The sequence below is a fragment of the Neotabrizicola paludis genome (assembly GCF_044142105.1).
In the GTDB taxonomy this organism is placed as follows: Bacteria; Pseudomonadota; Alphaproteobacteria; order Rhodobacterales; family Rhodobacteraceae; genus Pseudogemmobacter.
This window is the reverse complement of sequence record NZ_JBGTYM010000006.1, coordinates 102,629-122,740: the sequence shown is the minus strand read 5'-3', so window position 1 is coordinate 122,740 and position 20,112 is coordinate 102,629. Positions and strand designations below refer to the sequence as shown.

17 protein-coding genes are annotated in these 20,112 nt (G+C 65.6%); 4 read left to right on the top strand and 13 right to left on the bottom strand.

The window, feature by feature from the left end:
• Positions 1-86: 86 nt before the first annotated feature.
• The 4 genes from ACED67_RS14030 to ACED67_RS14015 all read right to left on the bottom strand — a co-directional run bounded on the left by ACED67_RS14030 (position 87) and on the right by ACED67_RS14015 (position 4,608).
• The gene (locus ACED67_RS14030; protein ID WP_395542299.1) at positions 87-1,454 is read right to left on the bottom strand and encodes a glutamine synthetase family protein; all 1,368 of its coding nucleotides are present in this window, start codon (positions 1,452-1,454) and stop codon (positions 87-89) included.
• A gap of 199 nt (positions 1,455-1,653) precedes the next feature.
• Complete coding sequence (locus tag ACED67_RS14025) at positions 1,654-2,694, bottom strand: TRAP transporter substrate-binding protein (RefSeq protein ID WP_395542298.1); 1,041 nt, start codon at positions 2,692-2,694, stop codon at positions 1,654-1,656.
• Between the two features lie 64 nt (positions 2,695-2,758).
• Positions 2,759-4,102 (bottom strand): TRAP transporter large permease, encoded by a 1,344-nt coding sequence (locus ACED67_RS14020; RefSeq protein ID WP_395542297.1) that lies wholly within the window; start codon positions 4,100-4,102, stop codon positions 2,759-2,761.
• Entirely contained in the window at positions 4,102-4,608 is a 507-nt protein-coding gene (locus ACED67_RS14015) for a TRAP transporter small permease subunit (protein ID WP_395542296.1), read from the bottom strand. Before ACED67_RS14015 ends, ACED67_RS14020 begins: the two co-directional genes overlap by 1 nt.
• 185 nt (positions 4,609-4,793) lie before the next feature.
• Here ACED67_RS14015 and ACED67_RS14010 point away from each other — a divergent pair, with 185 nt between their 5' ends.
• Positions 4,794-5,660, top strand: coding sequence for a MurR/RpiR family transcriptional regulator (locus ACED67_RS14010; protein ID WP_395542295.1), 867 nt, complete (start codon positions 4,794-4,796; stop codon positions 5,658-5,660).
• A 15-nt stretch (positions 5,661-5,675) separates the two neighbouring features.
• On the opposite strand, the gene ACED67_RS14005 is transcribed toward ACED67_RS14010, so the two are convergent.
• From ACED67_RS14005 to ACED67_RS13980, 6 genes are all read right to left on the bottom strand, one after another.
• Positions 5,676-6,611: a 2-hydroxyacid dehydrogenase gene (locus ACED67_RS14005; RefSeq protein ID WP_395542294.1), complete on the bottom strand. Its 936-nt coding sequence runs from the start codon at positions 6,609-6,611 to the stop codon at positions 5,676-5,678.
• A gap of 127 nt (positions 6,612-6,738) precedes the next feature.
• Positions 6,739-7,878: a rod shape-determining protein RodA gene (gene rodA, locus ACED67_RS14000; protein WP_395542293.1), complete on the bottom strand. Its 1,140-nt coding sequence runs from the start codon at positions 7,876-7,878 to the stop codon at positions 6,739-6,741.
• 3 nt (positions 7,879-7,881) lie between these two features.
• Positions 7,882-9,828 carry a penicillin-binding protein 2 gene (mrdA, locus tag ACED67_RS13995; RefSeq protein WP_395542292.1) on the bottom strand — a complete coding sequence of 649 codons (1,947 nt, stop codon included), beginning with the start codon at positions 9,826-9,828 and terminating at the stop codon, positions 7,882-7,884.
• A 14-nt stretch (positions 9,829-9,842) separates the two neighbouring features.
• Positions 9,843-10,382, bottom strand: coding sequence for a rod shape-determining protein MreD (locus ACED67_RS13990; RefSeq protein ID WP_395542291.1), 540 nt, complete (start codon positions 10,380-10,382; stop codon positions 9,843-9,845).
• Positions 10,379-11,377, bottom strand: coding sequence for a rod shape-determining protein MreC (gene mreC, locus ACED67_RS13985; protein WP_395542290.1), 999 nt, complete (start codon positions 11,375-11,377; stop codon positions 10,379-10,381). The genes ACED67_RS13990 and mreC overlap by 4 nt, the downstream gene beginning before the upstream one ends.
• A 47-nt stretch (positions 11,378-11,424) precedes the next feature.
• A complete protein-coding gene (locus tag ACED67_RS13980) occupies positions 11,425-12,462 on the bottom strand; it encodes a rod shape-determining protein (RefSeq protein ID WP_395542289.1) in 1,038 nt (345 codons plus the stop codon).
• Between the two features lie 253 nt (positions 12,463-12,715).
• Here ACED67_RS13980 and ACED67_RS13975 point away from each other — a divergent pair, with 253 nt between their 5' ends.
• The 3 genes from ACED67_RS13975 to ACED67_RS13965 all read left to right on the top strand — a co-directional run bounded on the left by ACED67_RS13975 (position 12,716) and on the right by ACED67_RS13965 (position 15,054).
• A complete protein-coding gene (locus tag ACED67_RS13975; RefSeq protein ID WP_395542288.1) occupies positions 12,716-13,471 on the top strand; it encodes an SDR family NAD(P)-dependent oxidoreductase in 756 nt (251 codons plus the stop codon).
• 70 nt (positions 13,472-13,541) lie between these two features.
• Positions 13,542-14,306 (top strand): sulfotransferase, encoded by a 765-nt coding sequence (locus ACED67_RS13970; protein ID WP_395542287.1) that lies wholly within the window; start codon positions 13,542-13,544, stop codon positions 14,304-14,306.
• Positions 14,299-15,054, top strand: a complete 756-nt coding sequence (locus tag ACED67_RS13965; protein ID WP_395542286.1) for a sulfotransferase domain-containing protein — start codon at positions 14,299-14,301, stop codon at positions 15,052-15,054. The genes ACED67_RS13970 and ACED67_RS13965 overlap by 8 nt, the downstream gene beginning before the upstream one ends.
• Before the next feature lie 84 nt (positions 15,055-15,138).
• Here the strand turns inward: ACED67_RS13965 and ACED67_RS13960 are convergent, their stop codons facing one another.
• The 3 genes from ACED67_RS13960 to ACED67_RS13950 all read right to left on the bottom strand — a co-directional run bounded on the left by ACED67_RS13960 (position 15,139) and on the right by ACED67_RS13950 (position 20,057).
• A complete protein-coding gene (locus ACED67_RS13960) occupies positions 15,139-16,716 on the bottom strand; it encodes a 2-isopropylmalate synthase (protein ID WP_395542285.1) in 1,578 nt (525 codons plus the stop codon).
• 250 nt (positions 16,717-16,966) lie between these two features.
• Positions 16,967-18,196, bottom strand: a complete 1,230-nt coding sequence (locus ACED67_RS13955; RefSeq protein WP_395542284.1) for an MFS transporter — start codon at positions 18,194-18,196, stop codon at positions 16,967-16,969.
• Between the two features lie 202 nt (positions 18,197-18,398).
• Positions 18,399-20,057 carry an NAD+ synthase gene (locus tag ACED67_RS13950; protein ID WP_395542283.1) on the bottom strand — a complete coding sequence of 553 codons (1,659 nt, stop codon included), beginning with the start codon at positions 20,055-20,057 and terminating at the stop codon, positions 18,399-18,401.
• Positions 20,058-20,112: the final 55 nt, after the last annotated feature.

Genomic DNA, 20,112 nt, shown 5'->3' with positions numbered 1-20,112 from the left:
CTCACCTTTGCGGGGGCCGTCCCCCTTGTGTCTTGGGGCGGGGTTTCCCCGCCCTGTCGTGCAATTCCCTGCGGTGGCGGGCGCTCTTACACCCGCTCCAAGAGCCTTTGCAGTTCGAAATCCGTCACCACGCGGTCGGTCTCGAGGATCTCCCATTCCGCCGCATGGTGGTAATGCTCGACCACATCGTCGCCGAAGGCCTGGCGCAGCATCGTGCTGCCCAGAAGCGCGGCCGAGGCGTCGCGCAGGTTGTGCGGGATCTCGCGGATGCCCTGGGCGCTGTACATGTCGCCCTTCATCTCGGGCTCCAGCTCCAGCTTGCCCTCGATCCCCGCCAGACCAGCGGCCAGCAGGGCCGCACAGGCGAGATAGGGGTTCACGTCGCTGCCGGGGATGCGGCATTCCACCCGGATCGCCTTGGAATGCAGCCCGCAGATGCGGAAGCCCGCCGTGCGGTTGTCGGCGCTCCAGACCGCCTTGGTCGGCGCGAAAAGCCCGATGCAGAAGCGCTTGTAGCTGTTCACATAGGGCGCAAGGAAGGCGGTGATCTCGGTGGCATGGGCCAGCTGACCCGCCAGGAAATGCTTCATGGTCGCCGACATGCCATGCGCATCGGCCTTGTCGGCGAAAACCGGCTTGCCGTCCTTGGTCCACAGGCTTTGGTGGACATGGCTCGACGATCCGGCCTTGCGGTGGTCATATTTGGCCATGAAGGTCACCGACTTGCCCGCCGCATGGGCGATCTCCTTGACCGCCTGCTTGACGATCACATGGTTGTCGGCCGTGTCCAGCGCGTCGGAATATTTGTAGTTCACCTCATGCTGGCCGGCATCGGCCTCGCCCTTGGTGTTTTCGACGGGGATGCCCGCACCATAGAGGCCATTGCGCACCGCCCGCATCAGCCCCTCTTCCTTGGTGGTCTGGAAGATGTGGTAATCCTCGTTATAGGCGCTGATCGGCTTCAGCGCCGACAGGCCGCCATCACGCAGCCCTTCATAGCTGTTCTCGAAGATGTAGAATTCCAGCTCGGTCGCCATCATCGGCTCGAAGCCCATCGCCCGGGCCCGTGCGACCTGGCGTTTCAGAATCGCGCGGGGCGAAACCGAAACTTCCTCATGCGTGTGGTGATCCAGAAGGTCGGCCAGGCACAGGGCCGTGCCCGGCAGCCAGGGCAGTGCCCGCAGCGTCGCCAGATCGGGCTTCATGACATAATCGCCATAGCCCTTTTCCCAGCTGCTGGTCTTGTAGCCGGGGACGGTGGTCATCTCCATGTCGACGGCCAGAAGATAGTCGCAGCAATGGGTCTCTTCATAGCCGCCATTCACGAAGAAGGCGGCGTGGAAACGCTTGCCCATCAGGCGGCCTTGCATGTCGGGGGCGGCCACAAGGACAGTGTCGATCTCGCCCGAGGCGACAAGCTTCTTCAGGGCGTCAAGGGTCAGGGTTCCGGGCATTTCGGCCTCATAAATTCATAGGTTTCGGACAGCGCCCCAAGGGGCGCAGCAGGGCAGGGGTCACGCCACTGCCCCGGCCCCTCCGAATTCGGGTTTTCTGGGCCAGCAATCCGCCGCGACGGAAGGGGTCATCTTCTTGCCTTTCAGGGTCCCGAAGGACGGGCCGGGGCGCAAGGCGCGCCGGCCCGCCGTGTCGGGATCAGCCGTAGCGGTAGGGCCGCCCGGCCTTGCTCATCACGTCATTGTATTTCTTGATGACTTCGACGACCTTGGCCTTGACCTCGGACTCCGCCGCGATCTCGTCCCAGAAGGTGGCGGCGGCCTGTTCCACGGTCGCCCATTCGGAATCGGGGATCGAGGTCAGCTGGAGCTTCGGCCCGTTGACCCGCAGATCGGCCTCGCCGCCCCAATACCACCACTGGCGGTAATAATGCGACTGCTCGAAGCAGACCTTCATCAGCTCTTGCAGATGCTCCGGCACTTCGTTCCAGCGGTCCTGATTGGCGAAGAAATGGCCGATCCAGGCGCCCGAGATGTTGTTGGTCAGGAAATACTTGGTCACATCGGCCCAGCCAACCGTGTAATCCTCGGTGATGCCCGACCAGGCGATCCCGTCCAGCTCGCCCGTTTGCAGCGCGACCTGAATGTCCTCCCAGGGCAGCTGCATCGGCACCACGCCGAATTGCGCCAGGAACCGGCCTGCGGTCGGGAAGGTGAAGACGCGCTTGCCTTCCAGATCCTTCAGGCTGTTGATCGGGTCCTTGGTGGCGAAATGGCAGGGATCCCAGGATCCGGCCGAGATGTGCTGCACGCCCACCTTGCCATATTCTTCCTTCCAGATCTGGTCGAGCCCGTACTGGTTGAACAGCACCGGCACGTCCAGCGAATAGCGCAGCGCCAGCGGGAAATATCCGCCGAACACCGTCACTTCGGTGGGCGACTGCATCGAATCGTCATCCGACTGCACCGCATCGATCGTGCCCGACTGCATGGCGCGGAACAGTTCCGACGTCGGCACCAGCTGATCGGCGTAGTAAAGCTCGATCTCCATCTGCCCGGCGGCGATCTTGTTGAACGCGTCGATGGCGGGTTTCACCACATGCTCGCCCAAGGCGGCGCCGGCATAGGTCTGCATCCGCCACTTGATCGGCGCGGCCTGCGCCTGAACGGCGGGGGCGGCAAGAGCGGCGGCCCCGGCCAGCGCGCCGGTGCTGAGGAATTTCCGTCTGGTCGTCGTCATTGTTACCTCCGTTGGGTTGATCTTCTGGTCTCGCGGGTCTCTGCCCGGTTTTCGGTTCGGGGCCTCAAGGCGCGCCGTAGACAAGATGCGGCAGCCAGAGCGCGATGTCCGGGAACAGCATCACGATCACCAGCGTCAGGATCATCAGCCCGACGATCGGCACGATGGATCGGTAGATATCGGCCAGCGACACATGGTCGGGCGCCATGGCGCGCATCAGGAACAGGTTATAGCCGAAGGGCGGGGTGATATAGGCGATCTGGCAAGTGATGGTGTAGAGAACGCCATACCAGATCAGCACATCCTGCGGCGGCATGCCAAGGTCCAGCTTGGCGACCAGCGGTATGTAGAGCGGCGCCACGATCACCAGCATCGCGGTGTCGTCCAGGAACATGCCCATGATCAGGAAGGACACCTGCATCAGGATCAGGATCGTCCAGGGCGACAGACCCATATCCTGCAGGAACAGCGTCTCGATCGCCTTGACCGCGCCCAGCCCGTCGAAAACCGCGCCGAAGGCCAGGGCGGCCAAGATGATCCACATGAACATGCAGCTGACGCCCAGGGTCTGGACCATGCAGCTGTCAAAGACCTTGCGGGTCATCCGGCCGCGCACCACGGCCACCAGCGTCGCGATGGTGGCGCCGATCACCGAGGCTTCGACCAGGCTGGCCCAGCCATATAGGAACGGCCCCATCATCGCTGCGAAGATCGCGAAGGGCAGGATGCCCGCGCGCAGCAGCCGGTATTTCTCCCCCTGGCTTGCCGCGCGTTCCTCGGCGCTCAGCGGCGGGCCAAGCGCGGGGTTCCGCGCGCAGCGGATGATGATGTAAATCAGGAAGACCCCGGCCATCAGCAGGCCCGGAAACACCCCGGCAAGCCACAATTGCCCGACCGGCTGGCGCGCGATCATCGCATAGAGCACCAGCACGACCGATGGCGGGATCAGGATGCCAAGGCTCGACCCGCCCTGAATGACCCCGGTGATCATCACCTTGTCATAGCCGCGCTTCAGCATCTCGGGCAAAGCAATGGTGGCGCCGATCGCCAGACCCGCCACCGACAGGCCGTTCATGGCGGAAATCAGCACCATCAGGAAGATCGTCCCGATCGCCAGCCCGCCCGGAATGGCGCCGAACCAGACATGGAACATCTTGTACAGATCGTCCGCCATGCGGGTTTCCGACATGACATAGCCCATCCAGACGAACATCGGCAGGGTCAGCATCGGATACCAGTTCATCAGCTTGATGCCGCTGGTGAAGGGGATGGCCGAGCCGCCGGTGCCCCAGAGCGCAAGGGCCGCAACCGCGCCGACGAAACCGATGACGGCAAAGACCCGCTGGCCGGTCAAAAGCATGATCACCATGCCGCCGAACATCACGAGGGCGATATATTCGTTCGGCATCAGATTTCTTCCCCGCGCAGCCGCGCGATGTCACGGATCAGGAAGGCCAGGGATTGGAGGATCATCAGGAAGACCCCAAAACAGATGATCATCTTGATCGGGGCCATATAGGGCCGCCAGACCGTGCGCGACCTCTCGCCGATTTCAAAGGCATAGATCGTGCTGTCGATGCCGCCATACAGCACGACGCCCAGGAAGAAGATCATCGCGAAGACCGTGACCGCATCCACTGCCGCCTGCCGCCGTGGCGACCAGCGGCCGTAGATCAGATCCATCCGCACATTGGCGCCCAATTGCAGCGAATAGGCCCCGCCCAGCACGAAATAGGACACCATGGCGAATTGCGCCATTTCCTGCGTCCAGAGCGGCGGGCGGCCAAAGGCCTTGGCAATGATCGACCACAGCAAGACACCGGCAAGGACGAACAGCAGATACATCGCCATCCGGCCGATGCGGTAATTAAGCGCCTCGATCAGGCGCACGAAGATGATCGCGCTGCGCGGCATCGGTCAGCGCCCCATAAGGCGCGGCCAAGCCGCCGCCCGCGCCGCTCCCGGCGTGGTTGCCCCCATTGTCATCTGCGAGTCATCTCCCCGTTTTGATCAAGGGTTCCCGCCCGCGCGATTTCTGTCAAGAATATTCCGGCGTGCGAATCTCTGTTACAATCGTTTCTTTCGACATTGGGGGCGAAATGGCTGAACCGGCCCGGATCGAAGACAGGATGCGCGCGGCGCTGGCCGATCTGACACGGGCCGAGCGCCAGGCCGCGACCCATATCCTGTCGCATTTCCCGATGTCGGCGCTGGGGTCCATCACCACGCTGGCGCGGGCGGCGGATGTGTCATCGCCCACGGTGGTGCGGCTGGTGCAGAAACTGGGCTTCAAGGGCTATTCCGATTACCAGCAGGTCCTGCGGCGCGAGGTCGAGCATCTTCTGGTCGCGCCTTTGTCGCTGACCGAAGGCGCGCCTGCCCATCCCTTGCAGGGTTTCGCCGCGCAGGTCGTCGCCAATATCGACGCGACGCTGGCCCAGATCCGCCCCGCCGATTTCCTGGGCGCGGCCGAGCTTCTGTCCGACATCAACCGGCGGGTGGTGGTGATGGGCGGGCGGCTGACCCATGCCCATGCCGACTACATGGCCACGCTTCTGCGGGTGATCCGGCCCGAGGTTTCCTTCCTGGCCGATCACCTGACCGACTGGCAGCAGGCGCTGCTCGACCTGCGGGCGGGCGATGTCGCGGTGATCTTCGACATCCGCCGATACGAGGGCAATGCCGGGCAATTCGCCGAACTGGCGGCGGCGCAGGGCGCCGAGGTGGTGCTGATCACCGATCGCTGGCTCTCGCCCGCCGTGGCCCATGCCCGGCACACTTTGGCCTGCCAGATCGAGGTCCCCGCCGCCTGGGATTCCACCGCCGCGATCCTTGTCGTGGTCGAGGCGCTCTTGGCCCAGGTTCAGGGCCGGCTGGCCGATGCGGTGCAGGACCGGCTCAACCAGCTTGAGGATCTGTTTGCCCGCACCAAAGTGTTCCGCGCCCCCAAGGTCGGCAAGCCCTGACCCGGGGCGCCGCGCTCAATAGCCCCGCGCGCGATCCACGAGGTTCAGCAGCGGTTCCCCCGCTTCGCCCCGGCGGATGTTCTCGACCAGCACCCGCGCCGCCGAGGCGGGCCGCGTATCGGCAGCGATATGCGGGGTGACGGTTACCCCCGGATGGGACCAGAACGGATGATCCTTGGGCAAGGGTTCGACGCGGAATACGTCCAGCGTGGCATGGCCGATCTGGCCCGCATCCAGCGCGGCCAGCAGCGCCGCATCGTCGATCAGCGCGCCGCGGCCCGGGTTCAGGATCACCGCGCCCTTGGGCATCGCCGCCAGCGCGGCGGCATCCAGCGTGTTCTCTGTCTCTGGCGTCTTGGGCAGCAGCAGGATCACGATCTCTGCCGCGGCCAGCGTGGCGCGCAGGCCATCGGCACCATGGGCGGTGGGCAGGCCGGCGATGTCCTTCGCGGTCCGGCTCCATCCTGACACGGCAAAGTTCAAACCCTGCAACGCCCGGGCGCAGGCCAGGCCCAGGGCGCCCAGGCCCAGCACCGCCACCCGCCGGTCGCGCGCCAGGGGTGGGCTGGCGGGGTCCCAGACATGGTCCGGGTTGACGATATGCCTGTCCATGCCCAGGTGGTGGCGCAGCGTGTGGCCCACCACCCATTCCACCATCCCCTCGGTCAGCCAGGGATCGACCATGCGGCAGAGCGGCTGGGTGAGCGTGGTATTGCCCACGATCCGCTCCACTCCCGCCCAGAGCGACAGCACCGCCTTGGCACGCGTGAAGGGGGTGAAATCCTGCAAGGGTGAGGAAGGCGCGTAGATGAGATAGTCGACCTGGTCCGGTGCCGGTTGATTTTCCAGTGTAAAGATTTGCGCCCTGATCCCCGCCGCCTCCAGCGCGCCGGGCAGAACTTCGCGATATTCGTCCCAATTGGCAGGAGAGGCGAAGAGCAGAGTCAGCATGGGCAGGGCCTTTCAGGACAAGGCGGCGGCGTTGGCGGCAAGGCCCCGGGGACCAGCCGCCGGACCCCCGGAGCGTTTCACACCAAGATGAAGCGGCAAGCCAAGGAAAGACAAGAGAGAATCCGCCTCAGCGCGGGCGGTGGACATAGGCGCTTTGTACCAGCCCGAAGCCGACCAGGATCACCAGCATCGCCGAACCGCCATAGGACAGCAGCGGCAGCGGCACGCCCACGACCGGGGCCATGCCCATGACCATCGACAGGTTCACCGCGATGTAGAAGAAGAAATTCGCTGCGACCCCGATGATCAGCAGCGAGGAGAAGCGGTCCTTGTTCTGCAAGGCGGCATAAAGGCAGAAGCCGATGATCAGCGCATAGATCGCCAGAAGCGAGAAGGCGCCGACAAAGCCGAATTCCTCGGCCAGCGTGGTGAAGATGAAGTCGGTTTGCTTCTCCGGCAGGAAGTTCAGCCGCGATTGCGTGCCCTGCATGAAGCCCTTGCCGCTCCAACCGCCCGACCCCAGCGCGATCTTGGCCTGGATGATATTGTAGCCCGCGCCCAAAGGATCGGCCGAAGGGTCAAGGAAGGTGTCGATCCGGCGATATTGATAGTCATGCAGCAATTGCCAGGGCGTGCCGCGCGACAGGAAGACCGAGGCGACCGCGCCGGCGACCACTGCGATCACCGCGCCGAAATACCACAGGGATACGCCGCCCACGAACATCACGGTCGCCCCCGCCGCCAGCAGCATGACCGAAGTGCCAAGGTTCGGCTGCATCAGAACCAGCACCGTGGGCGCCACGGTCAGAAGCACCGGCACCAGCACCCAGAAGGGCCGCGAGACTTTCTTCAGGTCCAGCCAGTCGTAATAGGCCGCCAGCAGCATCACGAGGGCGAATTTCATCATCTCGGACGGTTGCAGGTTGATCGGCCCCAGCTCGATCCACCTTTGCGCCCCCATGCCGATCCGGCCCATGAACTCGACAAAGATCAGCAGCGCGAAAGAGACGATATAGGCTGCCCCCGCCATCGACCGCCAGACCCAGATCGGCACGAAGGCCACGATGAACATCAGCACCATGCCGGCGACGAAGACCTGGGCCTGCCGCCGCGCCCAGACATCGAAATCGCCGCCCGCGATGGAATAGAGCATCAATATCCCGACCAGCGAAACGGCGGTAACCAGCACGACCAGCGGCCAGTTGATGTACAGGACCTTGCGCAGCCCGGTCGGCACATGTTTGAGCCGGTTTTCCAGATAGGCCATGGCTCAGGCCCTTTCCGCCTTGGGGGCGATGCCGGTCGCCGGATCACGCAACGGCAGCTCCTTGAGCATGGTCTCGATCCGGCCGCGCTGCGAGGCGGGATAGGCCTCCAGCGGCGGCAGGCCCTTGTTCAACGCGGCCAGGATCACGTCGCGCGCGATGGGCGCGGCGGTGGTCGATCCGCCCGAGCCGTGTTCCACCACCACCGAGACGGCATAGCGCGGATTGTCATAGGGCGCGTAGCCCACGAACAGCGCGTGGTCGCGGCGGTTCCAGGGCAGCTGATCATTCGACACCACGCCCCGCGCCCGTTCGGCGGCGGTGATGTTGCGCACCTGGCTGGTGCCGGTCTTGCCCGCGAAGACCATGGTCGGTTCGACCACCCGGCTGCCTTTCGCCGTGCCATGCGCGCCGTTCACCACGTCATGCATGCCCTTGCGCACGGCCGTCAGGAATTCCGGCGCGATGTCGAGAAGGGGTGCCTCGGCCACGGGCATTTCCTTGCCATCGACCACATGCACCAGCCGCGGCTCCACCGCGCGCCCGCTTGCGATCCGCGCTGTCATCACCGCCAGTTGCAGCGGCGAGGCCAGCACATATCCCTGGCCGATCGAGGCGTTGATCGTGTCGCCGATCCGCCAGTCCTGCTTGTAGCGCTCCTGCTTCCAGGCCTTGGTCGGCATGATGCCTTCGGTGATCGCCGACATCGGCAGGTCATGGCGCAGGCCCAGGCCCAGCATCCGGCCCATCTCGGCAATCTTGTCAATGCCAACCTTCTGCGCCACGTCGTAATAGAACACGTCGCAGCTTTGCTCGAAGGACCGTGTCAGCCCGACCGCGCCATGGCCGCCGCGGCTCCAGCAATGGAACTTGCGGCCGCCATATTCCAGATAGCCGGGGCAGCGCACCGAATGGCCCACGCCGATCGAGCCGGAATGCAGCGCTGCCAGCGCCGTCACCATCTTGAAGGTCGAGCCGGGCGGATAGGCGCCCGAGACCGACTTGTTGGCCAGAGGCCGGTGGTCATGCTCGGTCAGGGCCGAGTAATCGGCATGGCTGATGCCGCGCACGAAAAGGTTGGGGTCGAAACTGGGCGAGGAGACGCAAGCCAGCACATCGCCATTGGTGACATCCATCACCACCACAGCAGCGCTTTCCTCGCCCAATCTTGCCTGCGTAAAGTTTTGCAGGTTGGCGTCGATGGTCAGAAGGATGTCGGATCCCTTCTGGCCTTCCTTGCGCTCCAGCTCGCGCATCACGCGGCCGACATGGTTGACCTCGATCTTCTTCGTGCCAGCCGTGCCGCGCAGCATCGGCTCAAGCCAGCGCTCGGCGCCGATCTTGCCGATCTGGAACTTGGGCAGGCGCAGCACGGGGTCGGGATCTTCCAGCCCGGCCAGATCCTTGTCCGAGACCGGGCCGACATAGCCCACCACATGGGCGAAATCGAAATCGCGCGGGTAAAGGCGCGACAGGCCCACTTCTGGCACCACGCCGGGCAGGGCGGGGGCGTTGATCGCGACCTTGGAGAACTCGTCCCAGCTCAGCCGGTCCTTCACCACGACCGGCACGAAGGCCGAGTGCTTCTTGACGTCGGAAATCGTCTGCTCCAGCTCTTCCGCCGTCATCGGGATCAGCGTCGCCAGCCGCCGCATCACCACATCGACATCGCCGGCATCCTCGCGGGTGATCGAGATGCGGTAATTCTGCTCGTTCTGGGCCAGGATCTTGCCATTGCGGTCATAGATCATGCCGCGCACGGGCGGGATCAGCCGGATATTGACGCGATTCTCCTCGGCCAGAAGCTTGAACTCCTCGGCCTGGTCGATCTGGAGATAGCGCATCCGCACGCCAAGCGCGGTCACCATGGCGGTCATCGCCCCGCCCAGCATCAGCCCACGCCTTGTGATGGTGCGGGCGCTTTTCTCGGTGTCCTTCTGGGTGCGCCTCACGGGGACTTACGCATTCACAGGCGCCTCCCTTGATCGTCGATCTCGCCCGTTGCGGGTTTGCGCAGGTCGAAGACCAGCCGCGACAGGCCAACGACCACCGGATAGGCCAGCGCCGACCAGGCCACCTGAACCGCGGCAAAGCCAAAGGGCGGCTGCGGCAGAAGCGTGACAACGAAGACCGTGCGATAGACCAGCAGCATCGCCAGCATCAACCCCGAGGCCAGGAGCCATTCGACCAGAAAGTTCAGTTCGCGCGTCAGCGCGGTGCGGGCGCGCAGGAACTCGGTCGCCACCAGCACCAGCGCCGTCCACAGGCCCGGCGGGCGCATCAGGATCAGATCCTCGGCCAGGAAGACCACCACCAGCATCCAGACCGGCAGGAAATCGGGCCGCCGCATCATCCAGGCCAGCGTCAGGCACAGCATGAGATCGGGGCCGGGCAGGGCGCCCGCCGTATTGCCCAGCGGCAAAAGCCGCAGGAAAAGAAGCAACAGTGCCAGCGCCAGGAACAGCCCGCGATAACCCCAGGGATCGGTCTGCAGCAGCCGGTTCATGGCAGGGACCCGCTGCCCGAGGCGCCGCCCTCGGTGTCGCCCGAGCCGGTCTCGCCCACATCGCCGCCGCCCTGCACCGGCGGGGCCGCCGCGTCACCCTCGCCATCCACCACCGGGGCGGGGTCCGAAGGCAGCAGGGGCGGTGCGATCAGCCCGCCCGGATCGGAAATCGGCTCTATGTCATGGCTGCGCAGCACGCGCAGGAATTCAAGCCGCTGGTAGTCGGCCGACAGCGCCACGCGCAGCCGGTTGTCGGTGCCGCGCACCACCTGGCCGACCAGCAGGCCCGCCGGCAGCACCTCGCCATCGCCCGAGGTCACCACCCGGTCGCCCGGTCGCACCTCATCGGCATCCTCGATGAAATCCAGAAGCGGCAGGGGCGAGTTGTCGCCCGACAACAGCGCCTTCTGCCCCGAAGGCTGCACCGTCACCGGGATGCGGCTGTTCGAATCGGTCACCAGGATCACGCGTGAGGTCCGTTCGCCCAGGCCCGAGATGCGGCCCACGAATCCGATCCCGTCCATGGTCGCCCAGCCATCGCGAATCCCGTCGCGCGCGCCCACGTTCAACAGCACCGATTGCCGGAACGGGCTGCCGCTGTCGGCCATGACCACCCCGGTGATATGCGTCAGCTTAGGGTCCAGCCGGACATGGTTCAGGTCCAGAAGCCGGGCATTCTTCTGCTCCAGCTGCTCGGCCGCTTCCTTCCAGGCCTTCATCTTCTGAAGCTCGCGCTTCAGCTCCTGGTTCTGCTCGTAAATCCGCGTGTAGCTTTGGAAATCGTCGACCATGTCGGCGACCTTGGCCACCGGCACCAGCGCCCATTCCAGGTTCGGCACCAAAGCGTCGACCAGGGCCGCGCGAAACCGCTCCACCCGCGGGCTGTCGATCCGCCAGACCAGGAACAGCACCAGAAGCAGCAGCACAAGCACCCCCACCAGCAGGCGGCGCAGGGGGCGCGCATAGTCTTCCGGTCCGATGCGGGTCTTCGACAAGGGCGCCTCTCTGGGCTGTCAGCCGGGAACGGGCAGGGCCGGGTTCCTCAGCTGTCGTAATCGATCACATGCCGCAGCTGTTTCTCGTATTCCAGCGCCTTGCCGGTGCCCAGGGCAACACAATTCAGTGACTCGTTGGCGACCGAGATCGAAAGGCCGGTCTGTTCTCGCAGCGCCAGGTCCAGATCGCCCAAGAGCGCCCCGCCCCCGGTCAGCATCACGCCGCGATCGACGATATCGGCGGCCAGATCGGGCGGGGTCGCTTCCAGCGCCTGCATCACCGCATCGCAAATCTGCTGCACGGGTTCGGCCAGCGCCTCGGCCACCTGGGCCTGGTTGATCTCGGTCTCCTTCGGCACGCCGTTCAACAGGTCGCGGCCGCGGATCTGCATGCTCGCCCCGCGCCCGTCATCGGGCATCCGGGCCGTGCCGATCGAGGTCTTGATCCGCTCGGCCGTCGACTCGCCGATCAGAAGGTTCTGATGACGCCGCAGATAGCTGATGATCGAATCGTCCATCCGGTCGCCGCCCACGCGCACCGAGCGGGCATAGACGATGTCGCCCAGCGACAGGACCGCCACTTCCGTGGTCCCGCCGCCGATATCCACGACCATGTTCCCGGTCGGCTCGGTGATCGGCATCCCCGCGCCAATTGCCGCCGCAATCGGTTCCGCGATCAACCCCGCCCGCCGTGCGCCCGCCTGCAGCACCGAATTGCGGATCGCCCGCTTTTCCACCGGCGTCGCGCCATGCGGCACGCAGACGATGACCTTCAGGTTCCCGAAGACCCGGCGGTTCTGCACCTTGCGGATGAAATGCTTGATCATCTGTTCGGCAGAGTCGAAATCCGCGATCACCCCGTCGCGCATCGGCCGGATCGCCTCGATGCTGCCCGGCGTGCGGCCCAGCATCAGCTTGGCATCCTCGCCCACGGCCAGCACCACCTTCTTGCCGTCCTTGACGTGATAGGCCACCACCGAAGGCTCGTTCAGCACGATCCCCTTGCCGCGGATATAGACCAGCGTATTCGCCGTCCCCAGGTCGATGGCCATGTCGGAGGAAAAAAGGCCTGAAAGGATGGACATGCGGGGCGGTCCTTTGCGAGAGGAAGCGGGGCGGCGATGAGGCCCGACGACTCGGTCGTGAAAGACTCGGCCAAGTGCAGAGGGCGCCTTCCTATACGCATTCGCCTGCCCGAGGGAAAGGCCGGGCAAAAACCACCCTGCGCAATTCTGCGCGACTGAAAAAACTCAATATTCGAAGGCCGGATCTGGCGTAGAACAGTGCAAGAATTGACCTTTTGCAACATCTGCCGCGCAAGGCGGAAAGGGGGGCCGCATGGCCGGAGTTAAGGATCGGGTCGCGCTGGTGACCGGCGCAGGGTCTGAGGGGGGAATCGGCTATGCCATCGCCCGCGCCTTGCTCGCCGCAGGGGCGCGGGTCTGCGTGACCGCGACCGGGCCGCATGTGCAGGATCGCGCGCGGGCGCTGGGCTGCATGGGCCATGTGGCCGACCTGACCGACCCCGCGCAGGTCGCGGCACTTTTCGCCGAAGTCGCGACGCAGCTTGGCCCGGTCGAGCTTCTGGTGAACAACGCAGGCATGGTGCAGACCGGCAAGCGGGTCGCGCGCCAAAGCCTTGCCGGATGGTCCGATCAAGCCTGGGCGCATCACATGGCCCTGAACATCAACACGACCTTCCATTGCTGCCGCGCCGCTCTGCCGGGCATGGCCGAACGCGGTTATGGCCGCATCGTCAACATCGCCTCGGTCACCGGCCCGATGGTTGCCATCGACGGCTCCTCCGCCTATGCCACCGCCAAGGCCGGCATCACCGGCATGACCCGCTCCATCGCTCTGGAATACGGACGCCACGGCATCACCTGCAACGCCGTCCTGCCGGGATGGATCGCCACTGCCAGCTCCAGTCCGAAAGAGATACGCGCCGGGGCCAAGACCCCCGCAGGCCGCCCCGGCACGCCCGATGAAGTGGCGGCCTGCGCGCTGTTCCTGGCCTCGGACGAGGCCAGCTATGTCACGGGAACCACGCTCGTGGTCGATGGCGGCAATACGCTGCAAGAGATGAAGGGATGAACGGCCGTCTTCGTCGCATGTGACTCGCCGCCCCTTGACCCTCCGCCACGGCGCAGAACAACTGGCGGCCATGTCTGACCTTGCCGAACCGTTCTCCGTCCCGCCCGACCCGTTCGCCATGCCCGTGATCTGTGTCTGCGTCTCGGGCGGATCGGGAACACGCATCCTGGGCCAGATCCTCCGGCGCGCCGGGGTGTTTCTGGGGGGCAACCGCAACGGGGCCGAGGATTCGCTCGATCTTGTCGATACGATCGGCCTCCTCGCCCTCGATGGCGAGGCGGCGCTGATCCGCGACCCCGGGACCGAGCCGCCGCCCCCGGCGCTCGCGCTCTGGCGCGAGGCCCTGTCTCGCCATCTGACCGGCCGTCCCGAAGGCGCTGTCTGGGGCTGGCAAAACCCCCGCTCAATGTTCCTTCTGCCGCTGTCCCTGCGGCTTTGTCCGGCGCTGCGGGTGATCCATGTCGTGCGCGACGGCCGCGACATGGCGCTGTCGACCAACCAGCGCCAGTATCGCCTGCACCGCCCCCAGGGCGAGGACAGCCCGGTCGCCAGGGCGCAATTCTGGTCTGACAGCAATCTGGCCGTGGCCAGCTTCGCGACGGATCGGCTCGGCCCGTGCTATCTGCGGCTGCGCTACGAAGATGTGGCGCGCGATCCGGCGGGCTGCGCGGCGGCGCTGTTCCGGTCCCTTGATCTGCCGCAATTCGCCGCGGCCTGCGCCGACATGCCGCCCGGTGCGCCGGTGCCGCAGCGTCACACTGCCTTGCCGCCCGATTCTGCCCCCGCGGTGCAGGCGGCGGCCCTGCCGGGTCTGCGCGCCTTCGACTATGTCTGATCCGCGCTCGCCCCGGGTCGCCTTCCTGATCGTTGGCGCGCAGAAGGCGGGGACGACCGCACTCTACGCGCATCTGCGCCGATGTGACGATCTCTGTCTGCCCGACCGCAAGGAGTTGCATTTCTTCGATGACGAGACGGGGGTGGATTGGGTCCGTCCCGACTATGCCGGCTATGAGGCCGCCTTCGCCCCAGCGGCGCCGCGTCAGATCTGCGGCGAGGCGACGCCCTACTACATGTTCCGCCCAGATTGTCTTGACCGCATCCGGGCCTACAATCCCGCCATGCGACTGATCGCCATCCTGCGCGACCCGGCGGCGCGGGCCTATTCGCAATGGCGCATGCAGGTCACGCGCGGGGCCGAGGACTTGCCCTTCAACCGGGCCATCCGCGAGGGACGGCAGCGCATCGCGCGCAATCTCCGCAATTTCAGCTATGTCGAGCGCGGCTTCTATGCTGCCCAGATCGACCAGATGATCCGGCGCTTTCCGCAAGGCCAGATGCACTTCCTGCTGAACGAGGATCTGGCGCGCGATCCGCTCGGCAGCCTGGCCGAGCTGTGCGGGTTTCTGGGGGCGCGGCCGCCCTCCAGCCCGGTGCCCCGGACTGAAAGCGGCCATTTCCGCAGCGACCCGGGCCTGGCCCCGCCCGATCCGGCGGACATCGCCTATCTGCGCGCGCTGTACCGCGACGACATCCGGCGCACCGAAACCCTGATCGGCCGTGACCTTTCGGCCTGGCTGCGTTGACGGGGCCCCTTGTCGCGGCTTCGGGCCTCATCGCCGCACAGCGCGCACAGCGATGAGACGCCAAAGGCAATCAGCAAGCCCGGCCTATTCCCCGTGATAAGTCACCGTCTTCACGTCGTCATTCGGCGCGGTCTTCTGACGCCGCACGATCAGCCGGTTCAGCCCGTTGATATAGGCCTTGACCGAGGCGACGATCGTATCGGTATCGGCCGAACTGCCGGTGGCGATGCGGCCATCCTCTTCCAGCCGCACGCTGACGGTCGCCTGGGCATCGGTGCCTTCGGTCACGGCATGGACCTGATAGACCTGCAGCCGCGCCTTGTGCGGATAAAGCATCTTCACGCACATGAAGGCCGCATCCACAGGCCCGTCGCCGGTGGCGTCGATTGTGTGCTCGACCCCGTCGATCGCCAGCACCATCTCGGCCTCCTGCGGGCCTTCGGTGCCACAGATCACCCGCAGCTTCTTCAACTGCAGATATTCATAGGCGTCATTGGTCTGCTCGTCCGACACCAGCGCGATCAGGTCCTCGTCATAGACCTCCTTCTTGCGATCGGCCAAAGCCTTGAACCGCACGAAGACATCGTTCAGCTGGTTGTCGGCCAGCTCGACCCCCAGTTCCTTCAGCTTCGAGCGCAGCGCCGCCCGGCCCGAATGCTTGCCCATCGCAATGTTCTTTTGCGTCAGCCCGATATCCTCGGGGCGCATGATCTCGAAGGTCTCGACATTCTTCAGCACGCCATCCTGATGGATGCCGCTTTCATGCAGGAAGGCGTTCTTGCCGACGATGGCCTTGTTGGGCTGGACGACAAAGCCCGACACGGTCGAGACGCGGCGCGACAGATGCATGATCTTCGTGGTGTCGATGCCGGTGCGATAGGGCAGGATGTCATTCCTGACCTTCATCGCCATCACCACCTCTTCCAAAGCGGTATTCCCGGCCCGTTCGCCCAGGCCGTTGATCGTGCATTCGATCTGCCGCGCGCCCGCTTCCACCGCGGCCAGGCTGTTGGCCGTCGCCATGCCCAGATCATTGTGGCAATGGGTGGCGAAGATGATCTCGTCGGCGCCCGGCACCCGCTCTTTCAGCATGGCGATGATCTTCGCGCTCTCGAACGGATAGGTATAGCCCACCGTATCGGGAATGTTGATCGTGGTGGCGCCGGCCTTGATCGCGATTTCCACCACCCGGCACAGATAGTCATGCTCGGTCCTTGTCGCATCCATCGGCGACCATTGCACATTGTCGCACAGGTTGCGGGCATGCGTCACCGTGTCATGGATGCGCGCGGCCATCTCGTCCATGGTCAGGTTCGGGATCGCCCGATGCAGCGGCGACGTGCCGATGAACGTATGGATGCGCGGGCTTTTCGCGTGTTTCACCGCCTCCCAGCAGCGGTCGATATCCTTGAAATTCGCCCGCGCCAGCCCGCAGATCGTCGAATTCCGCGCCCGTTTCGCGATTTCGCTCACCGCGGCGAAATCGCCCTCGCTGGCAATCGGAAAGCCCGCCTCGATGATATCCACGCCCATCTCGTCCAGAAGACCGGCGATCTCCAGCTTCTCTTCATGGGTCATGGTCGCGCCGGGCGACTGTTCGCCATCGCGCAGGGTGGTATCGAAAATCAGGACGCGGGGTTGCGTTTGGGTCTCGGTGGCCATGTCTTGGGATCCTTCATCCTAGCCTGGTGCTTCTCTTCGGCGGGCGCTGGTCACCTCTGAGCGGTCGCGCCCCGGGGGCACGCTCAGAGGCGGCTAAGAAGCAGAAGCTGACCAAGGGGCAGTGCGACGGCAAAGCCGTCGGCATGGCGGATGGACGTGGCGAAACCCTTGGTCATGGCGCCGGACTATACGAAGGAATCACCGGTTGAAAAGGGGGGAAGCGCGGCAGAAGCCGATTTTCTGCCGCTTGTCAGCGCGCGTCCAGCGCCCCTTGCCTCGCCCGCGCGGCCCGTCCCTGCAGCGCGGCCAGGCCCAGCACCACCATCCCCGCCGCCGACAGCGCGATGCCGACCAGACCCGAGGAGGACCAGCCCCAGCCCGCCGCCAGCGCCAGACCGGCGAGCCAGGGCCCCAGCGCATTGGCCGCATTGAAGGCGGCATGGTTCATCGCCGCTGCCATGCTCTGCCCCTTGCCGCCCACTTCCATCAGCCGGGTCTGCAAGGCGACGAAGAGGTTCGATCCCAGCCCGAGCAGGAAGGACGACAACAGCATCAGCCGCCAATCCCCCACCGCCCAGGCGGCGAAGCCCTGCGCCAGCATGGCCGAGACGATCATCACCGCCGCCGCGCGCAAGGCGCCCAGGCGGATCGTCACCCGCGCGGCCAGAAGGCTGCCCAAAGTGCTGCCGATCCCGAAGCAGGACAGCAGCGCCGCCACCGCCCAGACCGGCGGCGCGGTCGTGGCCAGGAGGGCCGCCGACAGATAGGCATAGACCGCGAACATCCCGCCCGAGCCGACAACGCCCACCAGAAGCGTGATGATCACCGCCGGATCGGCCAGCGCCGCCAGTTCCCGCATCGGCCGCGCTTCGGGGTCCACCCCCTGGCGTGGCGCGAATTTCAGGATCAGCAGCCCCGCCACCAGCGCCAGCAGCCCCGGCAGGGCAAAGCCGAAGCGCCAGCCGAAGGCCTGCCCCAGCGCCCCCGCCAGCGGCACGCCGACGATATTCGCCACCGTCAGGCCCAGCAGAACCTGCGTCACGCCCTTGGCCCTCTGGTCGCGCGGCAGCGCGTCGGCGGCCATCAGCATGGCGACGCCCAGATAGCCGCCATGCGGCAGCCCGGCGGCAAAGCGCGCCGCGACCAGCGTCGAGAAGCCCGGCAAGACCGCCGCCAGCAGGTTCAGCACGCCATAAAGCGCGATCAGCCCCGCGACATAGCGCCGGCGCGGCAGTCTTGCCCCCAGGATCGTCGTCACGGGCGCCCCCACCACCACCCCCAGCGCATAGGCACTGATGACATGGCCCGCCTGCGGCTCGCTCACCCCCAGATCGGCAGCGAAGATCGGCAAAAGCCCCATCGCCGCGAATTCCGAGGTGCCAATGGCAAAGGCCCCCAGCGCCAGGGCCAGAATGGCGATCAGCAGGTTCGGCGATTGCGTCTTGAGGGCAGGGGCTGCGGCAGAGGCGGCGGCGGACATGGCGGGAAAACTCGATTTCGCAGATGCAGCATTAGCGATAACGTCGCCTGCCGCGCCGCGCAAAGCCGATCTTGTCGCCAGCCATGCGACAGGCGCATGGCGCCCATGCGGATGCGGAAAGGCGGCGTCCCGCCACCCGCCGCTTCCTTTCAGGGGTCCCTTGTGCCGATCCGTAGGGCGCGTGCTCGCACGCACCATCCGCTCAGGACGGATCGCGCCAGCGCATCGCGATCGGATAGCGCCTGTCCAGCCAGAAGGCCTTCTGCGTCAGCCGCGTCCCCGGCGCCGATTGGAAGCGCTTGTACTCCGCCAGATAGAGCAGATGCTCGACCTTCTTCACCAGGGCGCGGTCATGGCCCTGCGCCACGATCTCGGCCACCGACAGATCCTTCTCCACCAGCCCCTCCAGGATCGCGTCCAGCACCTCATAGGGCGGCAGGCTGTCCTGGTCGGTTTGGTTGGCGCGCAATTCGGCGCTGGGCGGCTTGTCGATGATCCGCTGCGGAATGACCTCGCCCGCCGGCCCCTTCATCCAGGGCCGGTGGTTCTCGTTCCGCCAGCGCGCGGTCAGGAACATGCGGGTCTTGTACATGTCCTTGACCGGATTGTAGCCGCCGTTCATGTCGCCATAGATCGTGCAATAGCCGACCGCCATCTCGCTCTTGTTGCCGGTGGTCAGCAGCATCTCGCCGAACTTGTTCGACAGGCCCATCAGCAACAGCCCGCGCAACCGGCTCTGGATATTCTCTTCGGTGATCCCCGGCTCGGTCCCTTCGAACAGGGGGGCCAGCGCCGCCCCCACCGCCGCCTGCGCCCCGGAAATCGGGATCGTGTCCAGCCGGCAGCCCAGCCGTTGCGCGCAAAGCGCCGCATCCTCCAGCGAATGGGCGCTGGTAAACTCCGACGGCAGCATCACGCAACGCACATTTTCCGGCCCCAGGGCGTCGCTGGCAATCGCGGCCACGATGGCGCTGTCGATCCCGCCCGACAGGCCCAGCACCGCTTTCTTGAACCCGCATTTCGCCATGTAATCGGCCAGGGACAGCACGCAGGCCCGGTAATCCGCCTCGCCGATCGGCGGGATCGGGGCGATCTCGCCCGGGTCGGCCCGCCACCCCTGATCGCCCTTGCGGAAGGTCACATGGGTCACGCTCTCGTCGAATTGCGGCATCTGCACCGCCAACTGGCCCCCCGGATTCAGCACCATGCTGGATCCGTCGAAGACCTGATCATCCTGCCCGCCGATCATGTTCAGATAGACCAAGGGCAGCCCGGTCTCGATGACCCGCGACACCATCAGGTTCAGCCGCAGGTTCGGCTTGCCGCGATGATAGGGGCTGCCATTCGGCACCAGCAGGATCTCGGCCCCGGTCTCTTCCAGCGTCTCGGCCACATCCGGGTGCCAGGCATCCTCGCAGATCGGCGTGCCGATGCGGATGCCATTCACCACATAGGGTCCGGTCACATCGGCCGAGGCGAAGACGCGCTTTTCATCGAAGACCGCATCATTCGGCAGATGGTGCTTCAGGACGCGGGCATGGATCTTGCCGCCCCGCAGCACATACCAGGCATTGTACAGCTTGCCGTCCTTCAGCCCCGGCCCGCCGATCCCCAGCGCCGGACCATCGGCGCAATCCGCCGCCAAAGCCTCGATCGCCGCGATCGCGGCCTTGTGAAAGGCGGGCTTCAGGATCAGGTCCTGCGTCTGGTAACCGGTGATCCACATCTCGGTCAGTGCCACCAGATCGGCCCCCGCCGCCCGGCCCGCCTCCCAATAGCCCTTCGCCCGGGCCGCATTCCCGGCAATGTCGCCCACCACCGGATTGGCCTGCACCAGGGTCAGCCGGAAAATCTCGCCCATCACGCTCTCCTGTCCGCCTGGAGCAAAGCCTTACCCGCATCCCCGCCCGGGCGGA

Coding starts and splice junctions, on each gene's coding strand:
- ACED67_RS13975 (WP_395542288.1), top strand. CDS start 12,716: ATGGCCGGAGTTAAGGATCGGGTCGCGCTGGTGACCGGCGCAGGGTCT.
- ACED67_RS13980 (WP_395542289.1), bottom strand. CDS start 12,462: ATGTCCATCCTTTCAGGCCTTTTTTCCTCCGACATGGCCATCGACCTG.
- ACED67_RS14015 (WP_395542296.1), bottom strand. CDS start 4,608: ATGCCGCGCAGCGCGATCATCTTCGTGCGCCTGATCGAGGCGCTTAAT.
- ACED67_RS14020 (WP_395542297.1), bottom strand. CDS start 4,102: ATGCCGAACGAATATATCGCCCTCGTGATGTTCGGCGGCATGGTGATC.
- ACED67_RS13960 (WP_395542285.1), bottom strand. CDS start 16,716: ATGGCCACCGAGACCCAAACGCAACCCCGCGTCCTGATTTTCGATACC.
- rodA (WP_395542293.1), bottom strand. CDS start 7,878: ATGGCCTATCTGGAAAACCGGCTCAAACATGTGCCGACCGGGCTGCGC.
- ACED67_RS13965 (WP_395542286.1), top strand. CDS start 14,299: ATGTCTGATCCGCGCTCGCCCCGGGTCGCCTTCCTGATCGTTGGCGCG.
- ACED67_RS14025 (WP_395542298.1), bottom strand. CDS start 2,694: ATGACGACGACCAGACGGAAATTCCTCAGCACCGGCGCGCTGGCCGGG.
- ACED67_RS13955 (WP_395542284.1), bottom strand. CDS start 18,196: ATGTCCGCCGCCGCCTCTGCCGCAGCCCCTGCCCTCAAGACGCAATCG.
- ACED67_RS14005 (WP_395542294.1), bottom strand. CDS start 6,611: ATGCTGACTCTGCTCTTCGCCTCTCCTGCCAATTGGGACGAATATCGC.
- ACED67_RS14030 (WP_395542299.1), bottom strand. CDS start 1,454: ATGCCCGGAACCCTGACCCTTGACGCCCTGAAGAAGCTTGTCGCCTCG.
- ACED67_RS13950 (WP_395542283.1), bottom strand. CDS start 20,057: ATGGGCGAGATTTTCCGGCTGACCCTGGTGCAGGCCAATCCGGTGGTG.
- ACED67_RS14010 (WP_395542295.1), top strand. CDS start 4,794: ATGGCTGAACCGGCCCGGATCGAAGACAGGATGCGCGCGGCGCTGGCC.
- ACED67_RS13990 (WP_395542291.1), bottom strand. CDS start 10,382: ATGAACCGGCTGCTGCAGACCGATCCCTGGGGTTATCGCGGGCTGTTC.
- ACED67_RS13970 (WP_395542287.1), top strand. CDS start 13,542: ATGTCTGACCTTGCCGAACCGTTCTCCGTCCCGCCCGACCCGTTCGCC.